The 12,421-nt window shown below is 50.1% G+C and carries 12 protein-coding genes; all 12 read left to right on the top strand.

The features are described 5' to 3' along the window. The first annotated feature begins 5 nt into the window (after window positions 1–5). Window positions 6–836, top strand: coding sequence for an AAA family ATPase (locus tag QL223_RS17120; protein WP_281545406.1), 831 nt, complete (start codon window positions 6–8; stop codon window positions 834–836). A gap of 6 nt (window positions 837–842) precedes the next feature. After that, entirely contained in the window at window positions 843–1,922 is a 1,080-nt protein-coding gene (locus tag QL223_RS17115; RefSeq protein WP_281545405.1) for a tetratricopeptide repeat protein, read from the top strand. Beyond that, the gene (locus QL223_RS17110) at window positions 1,912–3,627 is read left to right on the top strand and encodes a type II/IV secretion system protein (protein ID WP_281545404.1); all 1,716 of its coding nucleotides are present in this window, start codon (window positions 1,912–1,914) and stop codon (window positions 3,625–3,627) included. The genes QL223_RS17115 and QL223_RS17110 overlap by 11 nt, the downstream gene beginning before the upstream one ends. Further along, window positions 3,627–4,844 (top strand): type II secretion system F family protein, encoded by a 1,218-nt coding sequence (locus tag QL223_RS17105; RefSeq protein WP_281545403.1) that lies wholly within the window; start codon window positions 3,627–3,629, stop codon window positions 4,842–4,844. The genes QL223_RS17110 and QL223_RS17105 overlap by 1 nt, the downstream gene beginning before the upstream one ends. Next, window positions 4,845–5,450, top strand: a complete 606-nt coding sequence (locus QL223_RS17100; RefSeq protein WP_281545402.1) for a hypothetical protein — start codon at window positions 4,845–4,847, stop codon at window positions 5,448–5,450. Continuing rightward, complete coding sequence (locus QL223_RS17095; RefSeq protein WP_281545401.1) at window positions 5,447–5,905, top strand: prepilin-type N-terminal cleavage/methylation domain-containing protein; 459 nt, start codon at window positions 5,447–5,449, stop codon at window positions 5,903–5,905. Before QL223_RS17100 ends, QL223_RS17095 begins: the two co-directional genes overlap by 4 nt. A gap of 14 nt (window positions 5,906–5,919) precedes the next feature. Then, on the top strand, window positions 5,920–6,387 hold the full coding sequence (locus QL223_RS17090) for a type II secretion system protein (RefSeq protein WP_281545400.1): 468 nt from the start codon (window positions 5,920–5,922) through the stop codon (window positions 6,385–6,387). Continuing rightward, window positions 6,374–6,979, top strand: a complete 606-nt coding sequence (locus QL223_RS17085; RefSeq protein ID WP_281545399.1) for a prepilin-type N-terminal cleavage/methylation domain-containing protein — start codon at window positions 6,374–6,376, stop codon at window positions 6,977–6,979. The genes QL223_RS17090 and QL223_RS17085 overlap by 14 nt, the downstream gene beginning before the upstream one ends. Then, window positions 6,979–7,725 carry a prepilin-type N-terminal cleavage/methylation domain-containing protein gene (locus QL223_RS17080; protein ID WP_281545398.1) on the top strand — a complete coding sequence of 249 codons (747 nt, stop codon included), beginning with the start codon at window positions 6,979–6,981 and terminating at the stop codon, window positions 7,723–7,725. The genes QL223_RS17085 and QL223_RS17080 overlap by 1 nt, the downstream gene beginning before the upstream one ends. Continuing rightward, a complete protein-coding gene (locus QL223_RS17075; protein ID WP_281545397.1) occupies window positions 7,715–8,149 on the top strand; it encodes an MSHA biogenesis protein MshP in 435 nt (144 codons plus the stop codon). Before QL223_RS17080 ends, QL223_RS17075 begins: the two co-directional genes overlap by 11 nt. Next, window positions 8,146–11,232 carry a DUF6701 domain-containing protein gene (locus QL223_RS17070; RefSeq protein WP_281545396.1) on the top strand — a complete coding sequence of 1,029 codons (3,087 nt, stop codon included), beginning with the start codon at window positions 8,146–8,148 and terminating at the stop codon, window positions 11,230–11,232. Before QL223_RS17075 ends, QL223_RS17070 begins: the two co-directional genes overlap by 4 nt. A 116-nt stretch (window positions 11,233–11,348) precedes the next feature. Next, window positions 11,349–12,392 carry a rod shape-determining protein MreB gene (mreB, locus tag QL223_RS17065; protein ID WP_002537278.1) on the top strand — a complete coding sequence of 348 codons (1,044 nt, stop codon included), beginning with the start codon at window positions 11,349–11,351 and terminating at the stop codon, window positions 12,390–12,392. The last annotated feature ends 29 nt before the right edge of the window (window positions 12,393–12,421 follow it).

Below are 12,421 nucleotides of genomic sequence, written 5' to 3'. Positions count from 1 at the left end.
ACCCTATGTATATGTCGCACTTTGGCCTCAATGCCGCGCCATTTAGCTTAACCCCAGACACACGCTGCTTTTTCGGCGTGCGCTCGCACGTGGATGCGATAAATACCTGCGTGTCGGCGATGGAAATGGGCGAAGGCTTGGTCAAAGTGACTGGCGAGGTGGGTACAGGAAAAACCATGGTGTGCCGTTTGGTGCTCAAAGCTCTGAGCGAAAGCTTTACCTTGGTATTTCTGCCAAACCCCGCCAATACGGTGGCAGGGTTGCATCGCCTGATTGCTGATGAGCTTGGCATTGATGACCAGGTGACAGAGGACAAGCTACTTGGTGCAATCCAACAGGCGGCCATTATCGTAGCGCGAGATGAAAAGCCGGTTGTGATCCTTTGCGATGAAGCGCAGGCCATGCCAGATGAAGTGCTGGAAGCGATCCGCCTGCTGGGCAATCTGGAAACCGAGCAGCGTAAGCTGATTCAGCTGATTATGTTCGGCCAACCAGAACTTGATGAGCGCCTGTCACAGCACAATATGCGCCAGCTACTGCAGCGTATCAGTTTTAGCGCCGAGTTGACGCCGCTGAGCTTTGCCGAAACCTCGGCTTATATCGACCACAGATTACAAGAACAGGGCGCTTCGCCACTGTTCTCTACGTGGGCTAAGCGCCGCATTTGGGTCGCGAGTCAGGGCATTCCGCGACTGGTGCATCAGCTTTGCCATAAATCGCTGTTATTGAGTTTTGGCAGGGGCAAACGCCGCGTCAGCGCGCATGCTGTACGCCTTGCCATTAAAGATACACCTCTCGCCCGCAAGCACTCTGTGCTTCAGGCCGTTTGGGGGTAGGAAATCATGAGTGAATTAAACCGCATGTTGAGCGACCTTTCGTCGCAGCAAAACAGTGAGAAACGCCTCTCTGTTGCATCAATCCCTTCTGTATGGGGCTTTCGCTTTGCACGTGTCGTGCTGGCACTGGTGGCGACGTTAGTGGGCGCGACAGGTATTTCATGGGCGGTCTCGGTAGGCAGTGAGAAAACCTTCTTAATTACGCCAATGCTGACGCCGGAGCCTGTTTTCGTGGAGCCAGCGCCAAAAGCTTTACCTTCTCCTACTCAGAAAGTGGTGAAAAGTGAGGTCAGCTATGTGGCGATGAAGGCGACGCCTGTTGTTGCTGTTGAGCCAACCTTTGAAACCAAAGCCGAAACCATAGCGACTGAACAAGTCTCTGAGCCCGTGCTGATGGCGAACGTTGAGAGTGTTAAAGCCGCGCCTGTGCAAGAAAAAGTGGAACAAGAAGCTTCCCTGTCAGTGGAAACCATTGAACTGACTGGCGAGCAGTTGGCGGATATTGCTTATGACAAAGCGCAGAAGCGCGCCCAAGTCGGTGATACACAAAAAGCCGTCGCTTTTCTGCGTGATGCGGTGAAATACAACCCGAGCCACATTGCTGCCACCAACCAATTGGCGGGACTTCTGTATGGTCGCAGTCAATTGCGAGATGCAGAAAACGTGCTGCGTAAAGGCATCAGCGCCAACCCGAACTCCGCAACATTGAAACTTACACTGGCGCGCATGTACCAGCAAAGTGGCAGTGAAGAATCTGCGCTGAATGTGCTGTCTTCGTCAGTGCATTTGCTGGATGGCGAGCAGGTACGATTCGTTTCCATGCGCGCGGCCTTGGCGCAAAAGCTGGGTAAGAATCTAGAAGCCAAGCAAAGCTATCAATGGCTGACAGAGCAAGAGCCGATGGACGGTCGCTGGTGGCTGGGACTGGGTGTGTCTGCTGAGAAAACCGGTGCCAATGCGGAAGCCGAAAAGGCTTATGGCAAAGCCGTTCAATCTGGCGGTTTGAGTAACCAGTCAGTGAACTTTGCCCGCCAGCGTCTGGTTTACCTTCAGAACCTGAAACAGGGAGCAACAGATGGCCGTTAAACTTCGAAAACGTCTTGGCGACCTGCTGGTTGAAGAGCACATCATCACTGATGCACATCTGAATGCTGCGCTGGCTCGTCAGTCTGAAACCGGACGTAAGCTTGGCGATACCCTGATGGAAATGGGCATTCTGACCGAAAGTCAGATGCTGGACTTCCTTGCCCGTCAGCTTGGTGTACCACTGATTGATCTCAGTCTGACGCAAGTCGATCCAAGTGCCGTCAGTTTGCTGCCAGAAGTGCATGCCCGACGTCTTCGCGCGCTGGTGATTGGCCGTATCGGTAACACGGTTCGTGTGGCGATGTCCGATCCTGCGGATCTGGCTTCACAGGAAAGTGTGCTGAACCAGCTTCATCAATATCAGGTAGAACTTCTGATCACGGCAGAGCAGCCGTTGATCGATGCGTTTGATCGCTACTACCGTCGCACCAGCGAAATCGCCTCGTTCGCCGAGCGTTTGCAGGCCGAACACGGTGTGAAGCTTGAGCAAAGCTTTGGTGCAGAAGAAGAGCAATCTGAAGAAGTCACTGTCGTTAAGCTGATCAATTCGCTGTTTGAAGACGCGGTGCAGGTGAATGCTTCGGACATTCACATCGAGCCAGATGCTGACGCACTGCGTATCCGTCAGCGTATTGATGGCGTGCTGCATGAAACTTTGCTGAAAGAGCGTGCAATTGCTTCTGCACTGGTACTGCGCTTAAAGCTGATGAGCGGCATGGATATCTCCGAAAAGCGTTTGCCGCAGGATGGCCGCTTCAACATCAATGTCCGTGGCAATGCTATCGACGTGCGTGTGTCGACGCTTCCGGTGCAATACGGCGAGTCTGTGGTGATGCGTCTTCTTAACCAGTCGGCCGGTGTGCTGCAACTGGAAGAAGTCGGTATGGACGCTCAGATGCTGGCGCGTTTCCGAAACCAGCTTCGCCGTCCACACGGCATGATTCTGGTGACCGGCCCGACAGGTTCGGGTAAAACCACCACGCTTTATGGCGCGCTCAATGAGCTGAATGTGCCGGGCAAAAAGATCCTGACGGCGGAAGATCCGGTGGAATACCGTCTGCCGCGTATCAGTCAGGTGCAAATTCAAAGCAAGATTGGCCTGAGCTTTTCTTCCTCGCTGCGTACTTTCCTTCGTCAGGACCCGGATATCATCCTGGTCGGTGAGATGCGTGACCTTGAAACCGTAGAAATTGGTCTTCGCGCGGCGCTGACCGGTCACCTGGTGCTCTCGACCTTGCATACCAATAACGCCATCGACAGTGCGCTACGTCTTCTGGATATGGAAGCGCCGGGTTATCTGGTGGCGAGTGCTGTTCGCGCGGTGCTGGCGCAGCGGCTGATCCGCCGTATCTGTCCGGACTGTAAAGTGCCTCACGCCACTGACGATGTGGAACAGGTTTGGCTGACGACCACACGCCCGGAAATGGCAGGCCATGGCTTCTACAAGGGCCGAGGCTGTCAGAGCTGTAACTTTACCGGCTACAAAGGCCGAATTGGTGTGTTTGAGCTTCTGGAAATCACCCCAGAATTGATGGATGCATTGCGTGCTAATGACACCCAATTGTTCTCTGCGCTGGCTGAACAGCAGGCAGGTTACAAGCCATTGGTTCACAGTGCGCTGGATTTTGCCAAGCAGGGACAAACCTCGCTGGAAGAGGCGATGAAGCTTTCTGAAGCGGCGGCGATGTCGCTGATAGGTGCCTGATGCCAAGGTATCGCTACACCGCGCGCAAGCCGAACGGAAAACGTGTTTCGGCGATTATTGAAGCTGCCAGCGAGAGCGATGCGATCGCCAATGTGTCGGCGTCTGGCGCGGTGTTGTTGTCACTGGAAGTCACCAAGGCGCGGGCACAAAAAGCTAATGCACCGCTGTTCCAGCCAAAGGTGAAACTGGAATCGCTGGTGATTTTCAGTCGTCAGGCGTACAGCTTGATTAAGGCGGGTGTCCCGCTGCTGCGTGCCATTAAAGGCTTGGCGCAAAGCACCACGGATAAGCCATTGAAAGCGGCGCTTGAAAGCGTTGCCAATGAGCTTTCCAACGGTCGCCCTATGTCGGCGGCAATGCGCGACCACGAAAATGTGTTCAGTGATTTGTTTGTCTCGCTGGTACAGGTGGGTGAAAACACAGGTCGTCTCGATGATGCCATGCTCCAGTTGGCTGAATATTACGAGCAGGAAATGGAAACCCGCCGCCGGATTAAATCGGCGCTGCGTTACCCGACATTTGTGTTGATGGTGATCATCGGCGCGATGGCGTTTTTGAACGTCAAAGTGATCCCGCAGTTTGCCGGCATGTTTGCCAAGTTCGGCTCTGATTTGCCGCTGCCGACCAAGATTTTGATGGCGACATCGAGCTTCTTTGTCGATTTCTGGTGGCTGCTGGTCTTCGGCACGGTTTGCTTGGTGGCAGGCTTACAAGTGTGGAAAAACACAGAGCAAGGGCGGGTGAAGTGGGACAGATTTAAGCTGCGCATTCCGCTGGTCGGTAACTTGGTTAACCGAGCCTTGATGTCGCGCTTCTCGCGAACATTCGCCCTGATGCTGCGCGCAGGTGTGCCGCTTAATACTGCGCTGCAAATGTCTGGTGAAGCGCTGGATAACCACTTTCTTGGCGGCGAAGTGGACAAGATGAAAGCGGCGATAGAGTCGGGGATTAACCTCAGTTCCGTCACGGCAGACAGCCAACTGTTTACACCACTGGTTCACCAGATGATTCAGGTGGGCGAGGAAACCGGCCAGATTGATAACCTGCTGCTGGAAGCGAGCGACTTTTACGATCGCGAAGTGGATTACGACCTGAAAACCCTATCGGCCCGCATGGAGCCTATTCTTCTGCTGATTGTGGCTGGCATGGTGTTGATCCTTGCATTGGGTATTTTCCTGCCGATGTGGAACATGCTCGACCTGATCCGCGGCGGCTAAATGCGCTGGATTTTTAGGTTCAGGGAAAGCAGTGCTGCCCAGTGGGCTTTACTTACCGCGATTACCGGTATTGTCGTGATGGCAGCGATTCCGGCTTTTGAGCGTGTGATGCAGTTTGCGGATGAAGTGGAGTTTCGTTATCTCGCCAATGCGTTTGAAGGTTCGGCCAAGAATGTGCATTTGCGAGCTGCTTTAAAAAACGAGAGTAAACAAAAAGATATCGTTACTGTTGAAGATGTCAGTTTCCGATTGAACCCAACAGGTAACCATCAACAAGGTTTTCCTTTTGCGCTGGGAAATGGCGCAAAAACACTGACAGCAATACGCGCCGAAGATTGCGGTGCATTGTTGGAGCAATTTACTGACCAGCTTTACTGGCTGGATGACAGATTACAGGCTGCGGCAGAACCAATCTCGCAGCCAAAGATTCGCGCAATAGTGGTGAAGGACAAAGGTAACAACGCCCAACCTTATTGCCGATTTGAGAGGCCGGCGCGCGCCGGTATTTGGAGTGATGACCCGTCAAATTCGGCGCGTCATGTTTTTGCTTACTACCCGGCATCGGGCCGCGTAGAAGTATTGAGAGAAACTGGAGAAGTAAAATGAAACGTCAAGGCGGTTTTACGCTGATTGAAATGATCGTTGTGATCGTAATTCTGGGTATTCTGGCGGTTACTGCTGCGCCTAAGTTTTTGAACTTTCAGGATGATGCTAAGGCAGCTGCGCTTCAAGGTCTCAAAGGCGCTGTAGACGGTGCATCTGGGATTGTAGTAGGAAAGGCAGCACTGAAAGGCGTGACAGACGGTTCGGTTGATGGAATTACAGTGGCTAACTCATATCCAGAAGCTTCGGCAGCAGGTATTGTTAAAGCCGTTGTTGGCCTGGAGAGTGGTGATTGGACTCAACTAGATGATGATACCGACAAAACGTCAATCAAGTTTGGTCTAAAAGGCGCAACTGATGCGACTAAATGTTTTGTTCAGTATACCGGTGCAACAAAAGATGCCGATTCTGGCGAAGTTACAGCTGCATCTACAACTATTAATACCTCTTGCAGCTAAGAAAACTAAAGCGAGTGAAAGTTCGCGGCTTCACCTTAATCGAGCTCATCACCGTTTTGGTCATACTCGGCATTATTAGTATATTTGCTGTACCGCGCTTGTCGGGAACTGAAGCTTTTTCAGTCATCAGTGCGCGGGATATGGGCTTGTCTGTCGCCAGACAAGTCCAGCTCAGGGCGATGCAGCAGGAGAGCCCTTCTTCTGCTTGCAATGCCCTGTACGTTGCTGCCTCCCGAATGGGGGGCAGTAGCAACTCTGCCTGTGGTTTTGGTGACAACCGCAGTGATGTGGTGGATTTAAGCGACTCTCAGGTTCGCATTTCACCCGCTCAAACGATTTATTTTGATTTGCTGGGGCGCCCGGTAAATTCAGTAGGCAATCGTCTTTGTACCTCTTCTGCGTGTGTATTTACTCTCTCACAAGGGACGAGTTCAGCCAAAATTTGCTTAAACAGCGAGGGCTATTTCCGTGCCTGCAGCTGAAAAAACCTATCGAATTCCAAACCATCAGTGTGGCTATACGCTGGTGGAGTTAGTGATTGGCATCGTTGTGTTTGGTGTTGCCATGGTGCTGCTTAGTACCACCCTTTTCCCTATGTTCGCCAAATCTGCCAATCCGCATCATGAAGCCCGCGCAGCTGCGTTAGGACAAGCAGTGATGAACGAGATTCTGGCACGTCAGTTTGATAAAGAATCCGACCCCAACGGCAGCCGCTGGCGCTGTGATGAAGACGCTGATGCGGTTTTAGCGCAGGGTATTGTTGCGCCGAATCCAATCCAAACCTGTTCTTCTCCACTTTCAGCAGGAACGGGTTTTGTCGCTGTCGAAGACTATATCGGGTGCTGGGGAGGAAGCTCTGCCTGTACTCGAACCCATAGAGGTGATTTGAGTGCTCTGGTTGGAGGCTCTGCGTCGGATTACAAAGAGTTCACTGTCGATATCAATGTCGAGTACGACAGCAGTACTTTTGCTGACAGCACCAACAATGCCAGACTCTATAAACGCATCGACCTGTATGTTGATACCGGCAGTTTTGGCCGATACGACTTCACGGCCTATCGGAGTAACTTCTGATGGCTTTGTTTACCCGCCAACCCCGCGGATTTACGCTGGTCGAGCTAATCGTCACTTTGACGATTCTGGCGATTGTTTCCGTTGGTATTTTTGGCTTTGTCGAATCCAGCGCTTCAGGCTATGTGGAATCACGAAACCGTGAAGCCTTGCAATCTGAAGCCCGTTTTGCGGTTGAGCGCGTAGGTAGAGAGCTACGACATGCGGTGCCAAACAGCCTTGCTGTTTATGCTGGTGGTGAATGTATGGTTTTTACACCGATTCGCTATTCCGGCACCTACCATCAGTTGGTGGAGGGAGAAAATACGCTAAGCGTTGCGCTGTCTACCAAAGATTCCAATTGGCAGAACAAGGTAAATGATGGGAATCATCGGATTGTATTCTTGCCTTCATCGCCAGCCGACCTTACTGGAGATAACAGCTACCAGATCACGGGCGTTTCTGGCAATACAATAACTACATCAAAAATTGCAGCTAACCCTTGGCCTGCCGAGTCACCCTCCCGTCGATTTTATATCTACGAAAACTCGGTCAATTTCTGTTTTGAAAACGGTGAGCTTCGACGTCGTATCAATAATGGCACTCAGAACAGTAAAACTTTGGCAATGAACATTGCTGCCGGCAGCGGATTTAATTTGGGCACCACATCTTTAGCAAGCGGTAACCTGATCGATATCACCTACAAGTTCAGCCAATCCGGCGAATCTTCGGTTTATAACCAACAAGTGCAGGTTCTCAATGCACCTTAAATTTTCTTATCCCAAACACCAAAAAGGCAGCATGTTAATCATCGCGGTATTTGCGATGACAGCCTTGGCGGCTCTCGGTGCCGCGCTGATGCAAATCACCTCCTCACAAAGCGATACCACTACCCGTGAAGTGTTGGGCACCCGTGCCTGGCTTGCGGCAAACAGTGGCACTGAAATGGCGATGGCGAGGCTATTTCCGCTAGCTAAAGATGCCAACAATCTACCTGTAGCAACATGCAGTGAAACACCTGTTGTGACGAGTTTTAGTGCCGCAGGTCTTCGCGGCTGTTCGGTTTCAGTGACCTGCGAAGCCATTGATACAGGGGAGTTTGTGCAATACCACGTTGAGAGCAAGGGGCAATGCGGTAGCGATGCGCATCAGGTTGTTAGGATTCAGGAAAGCTGGGCAAGGGGAATTGAATGAACAAAGCAATTGTCTCTAATTGGTGTCTTTTTATCTCTCTTTGCTTAGTGTCCTTGCCAGCTCTCGCGAGCAATTTTAAAGAAAATATATGTGATATTTTTCCTGGTCCGGCCCAAACAAATCATGTTGATGAATTTACAGGTCGTTTGAATGGCACTCTCTGGATTAATGCAAGTGGACAAATTTCCGGCACAAAGGATTTTAAAGTAGGTTTTTATGAAATAAATGAGCATGACGGAACTCAGATTGGACCCGACACATGTTCGTATTTGGGCGAAACTGGACCTTGCGAGATAGATACCAGCCTGATTGTTTCTCCGCCTGTACTGCCTGAATTTCAGGATGTTGAAGAAAATTTAGATGTTTATGCCTGGAACTTCGATGAAGTAACAGATAATGGGTATCTCAAGAAAATGAAATACCGTGATGTAACATTAAATGGTGTTGAGGTTAAGTTTAGGAGTGGAGAATATTGGTTTAACAGCCTAACGACAACTGCGGGGAACGGGCCCGATGACCAACCAGTCCCGTCAGAAATTATAATTGAAGCTGAAGCGCCAGTTGTTATTCACATTAGGGATCTTGCGTTAAATGGCGGGGCTAAGTTTAATAATTTAGGCTCTCCAGACAACTTATCTATTGTTGGCCATGATCCAAACAGTACATTTTATTTCCAGTCAAACGCTGAGTTTAAAGCTCTTGTTTATAACCAAGGTAACGTCACACTCTCTGGACAAAGTACGAGACTAATCGGTGGCGTCACTGCGAATCATTTACGTGTTGAGGGTGGTAATGCTGTTATAGGTGAAAGCCGATGTTTTTCTCCAACTGAGTATAAATTGGAAATATCACCAAAAACCGCCACCGCCAGTGGCTGTAACCGCATTCCTCTGACTTTCTCTATCTTAGATTCAAACAATGTTCTTCAAGATGATGTAAATGGTCTGCTAGATGTATCTGTCACATCACCTAACCAACACGCTTGTTGGGCTACAGATGGTATGCCTAATGCCGATTGTACTAACAAGTGGATGAACAATGTTCCGGTGGTAAATGGTGTCGCTCATCTTTGGCTTGGCGGAAGCGGTGGCGATGTTTCAGTTAAAGGGACTTTCAAAAACAGCGAGCAGGTAGAAGGAACTTTAGAGGATACAGCTGGCCCTTTTCATTTTGAAAAAATAGGTCTTCGCTTAAATGCGGGGAGTCCATTAAAGCTTGTGGCTGGAAAAGAAGAAAATGTACTTATTGAAGTTGTAAAAAGCGCAGGCAATGGACAAAGCTGCAGTGTTAAACATATCAATGGCACCTTTGACCTTGAAGCATCGACAAAATATGACACGCCTTCAACTGGCACCAAGCGAGCTTATGTAAATGGTATTTCTGCGAATGGAAGCAATCCTAATGCGATAACTTTTACCGAAGGAAAAGCAGACCTAGATGTTCGGTATAATGATGCTGGTGAAATCACCATTCCTATCAATATCCCTATTTTTGCCAATATCAAAGAAGATGATAAAGGCGGATTAGCGATTGAGGCTTCAGATGGGCCTGAAGGCAAAGATTATGTTTCTGAGCTAACCGGAGACATAATCGTTCACTCCCGCCCATATACTTTTGCATTCTGTGGTATGCCGGGTAATCCCGATAACGCTTTCAAAATGGCTGGAGAGAGTTTTGGTCTGGCGTTAACGCCAGTGATTTGGTCTGGTGGAAACGATCTGACTGGAACGGATTTGACTAACGGTACTGAGGCTCCACTTGCATCTTCATTTTGCCAAAGAGAAGCTACGCCTAACTTCTGGAAAATGGGTGCTCCGGAAGCGTTTGTCACGTTGGATGAAACGGCCATTATAAAAAAACCTACAGGTGGCAAAGACGCTCAAATTAATGGGATTGAGCCCAAAGCACATACTCAAGTGAATGCGAACTACCGATACCGGTTCAATGGCCTTTCAATCAGCGATGTTGGTTCATTCGGCATTCGCTCAAAGCTAACAAACCCGTACCTTGGAATGATTGTGAATCCGGGAGAATTGGAAGTTGGACGCTTCTACCCTGCTTATTTCTCTCTGTCAGGAAGCATCACACCCGCTATCAGCGATCACCAGGACAGCGGCGGCGAAGGCTTTACTTATATGAACCAGCCTTTCGAAGGGCAATACACAGTTTTGGCAATGAACGCTAAGCATCAGGCAGTGAAGAATTACCATTTGTTTGATGATGCTGATAAAGCCCAGTTTGTGGATTGGGCGATGACACCGTCATCTGTTGTGACAGGTTATGAAAGCCTCACATCGCGTTGGCAGCACCCTAGCAGTCGTTTGACAGGACGCTGGATAGGAGATGGTGAGACCGCCAGTCGATTTAGCTTCAGCGGCAATATGATGGTTGATAAGGGCAGTTCGCCTGATGGGCCATATCCCGAGTTGAAATTTGTTGCGGGTGTAGATCCGAGTCAGCCAGATAGGGATGGTACGGATTTCAGATTCTGTAATGAAAGTACTACAACCCAGTGCGTCGAGAAGTTACCAAACCCTGATGGGGAAGGTGAATATGGCGCCGAGTTCGCCCAAGGCGAATTTATGTTTGGCCGGATGCGAATGGAAGGATTTACTGAAACCCAAGATCTTTCGCGTGAACAAACCATGCCAGTTGTAGTCGAAGTGTTTAATGGTCAGCGCTTTGTCACCAACACCCGGGATAACGCATCACAGATCTCCACCACAATCGGAGAGAAAGAGGTGTTGTTCAGCTCAAATCCCGATGTGAATCAGCAAGCTCAGATTTCACTGAAAGATGATGCAGGCAATACCATCAACACGAAAACTGTCGAAAATGGCCGCTCCGAGTTTGTTGTGAAGGCTCCGGCTCAAAATGGCAATTTAAACCGGGAGCAGTTCCGTTACTGGCAGAGGCTTGATAGGGCGATCGGCAGCGCTGCACCACAAACCTGGTTGCAACATAATTGGCAGGGTACGCAATTTGATGATGATCCCAGCGCAATAGGAACTTTTGGGTTTTACCGGGGAAGTGATCGAGTCATCTATAAAGGTGAAAAAAACATCACATTGACAGGGGAATGAAAAAAAAGACAGATCTCATTCAGGTTTGTAGATCATCACCTTGCCGCGCCCCGTCAGCGTTGGTACATTTAGCGGAATTTGAAGAATTTTAACGCTTGCAGGATTAACCGAAGATTATGTTTAAGAAACTTCGTGGCATGTTCTCTAACGATCTGTCTATCGATCTGGGAACAGCTAACACTCTCATCTATGTAAAAGGGCAAGGGATCGTTCTGGATGAACCTTCTGTTGTCGCAATTCGTCAAGATCGTGCAGGCTCACCAAAAAGCGTCGCGGCAGTCGGTCATGAAGCAAAACAAATGCTGGGCCGTACGCCAGGAAACATCGCAGCCATTCGTCCAATGAAAGACGGCGTTATCGCTGACTTCTACGTGACCGAGAAAATGCTGCAGCACTTCATCAAAACCGTTCATGACCACAGTTTTATGCGCCCTAGTCCGCGCGTGCTGGTGGCAGTTCCTTGTGGTTCTACTCAAGTTGAGCGTCGTGCAATTCGTGAATCTGCACTGGGTGCAGGTGCGCGTGAGGTGTATTTGATTGACGAGCCAATGGCGGCAGCAATCGGTGCAGGTCTGCCAGTGTCTGAAGCGACCGGTTCTATGGTGGTCGATATCGGTGGTGGTACGACGGAAGTTGCCGTTATCTCTCTGAACGGTGTGGTTTACTCATCTTCTGTACGTATCGGTGGTGACCGTTTCGACGAGTCCATCATCAACTATGTGCGTCGTAACTACGGCAGCCTGATTGGTGAAGCAACGGCTGAGCGCATCAAGCACGAAATCGGTTCTGCGTACCCAGGTGATGAAGTACGTGAAATCGAAGTACGCGGCCGCAACCTCGCAGAAGGTGTGCCACGTAGCTTTACGCTGAATTCCAACGAGATTCTGGAAGCGTTGCAAGAGCCGCTGACAGGTATCGTGTCTGCTGTGATGGTTGCACTGGAACAGTGTCCGCCAGAGCTGGCATCTGACATCTCTGAGCGCGGTATGGTACTGACTGGTGGTGGTGCGTTGCTTCGCGACCTTGACCGTCTGCTGACTGAAGAAACCGGCATTCCGGTTGTTGTTGCTGAAGAGCCGCTGACCTGTGTTGCACGTGGTGGTGGTAAAGCGCTGGAAATGATCGACATGCACGGTGGCGATCTGTTCAGCGAAGATTGATCTTCTTCCATCAACAAACAGGTTGTAAC

The sequence above is a fragment of the Grimontia sp. SpTr1 genome, assembly GCF_947387585.1.
GTDB classification, from domain to species: Bacteria; Pseudomonadota; Gammaproteobacteria; order Enterobacterales; family Vibrionaceae; genus Enterovibrio; species Enterovibrio indicus.
The sequence above is the reverse complement of the archived record's forward strand: the minus strand, read 5'-3'. Positions and strand labels throughout refer to the sequence as shown.

What these genes read in the sequence shown, in the direction of transcription:
- QL223_RS17120 (WP_281545406.1), top strand. Translation starts at nt 6, where the DNA reads ATGTATATGTCGCACTTTGGCCTCAATGCCGCGCCATTTAGCTTAACC.
- QL223_RS17115 (WP_281545405.1), top strand. Translation starts at nt 843, where the DNA reads ATGAGTGAATTAAACCGCATGTTGAGCGACCTTTCGTCGCAGCAAAAC.
- QL223_RS17110 (WP_281545404.1), top strand. Translation starts at nt 1,912, where the DNA reads ATGGCCGTTAAACTTCGAAAACGTCTTGGCGACCTGCTGGTTGAAGAG.
- QL223_RS17105 (WP_281545403.1), top strand. Translation starts at nt 3,627, where the DNA reads ATGCCAAGGTATCGCTACACCGCGCGCAAGCCGAACGGAAAACGTGTT.
- QL223_RS17100 (WP_281545402.1), top strand. Translation starts at nt 4,845, where the DNA reads ATGCGCTGGATTTTTAGGTTCAGGGAAAGCAGTGCTGCCCAGTGGGCT.
- QL223_RS17095 (WP_281545401.1), top strand. Translation starts at nt 5,447, where the DNA reads ATGAAACGTCAAGGCGGTTTTACGCTGATTGAAATGATCGTTGTGATC.
- QL223_RS17080 (WP_281545398.1), top strand. Translation starts at nt 6,979, where the DNA reads ATGGCTTTGTTTACCCGCCAACCCCGCGGATTTACGCTGGTCGAGCTA.
- QL223_RS17075 (WP_281545397.1), top strand. Translation starts at nt 7,715, where the DNA reads ATGCACCTTAAATTTTCTTATCCCAAACACCAAAAAGGCAGCATGTTA.
- QL223_RS17070 (WP_281545396.1), top strand. Translation starts at nt 8,146, where the DNA reads ATGAACAAAGCAATTGTCTCTAATTGGTGTCTTTTTATCTCTCTTTGC.
- mreB (WP_002537278.1), top strand. Translation starts at nt 11,349, where the DNA reads ATGTTTAAGAAACTTCGTGGCATGTTCTCTAACGATCTGTCTATCGAT.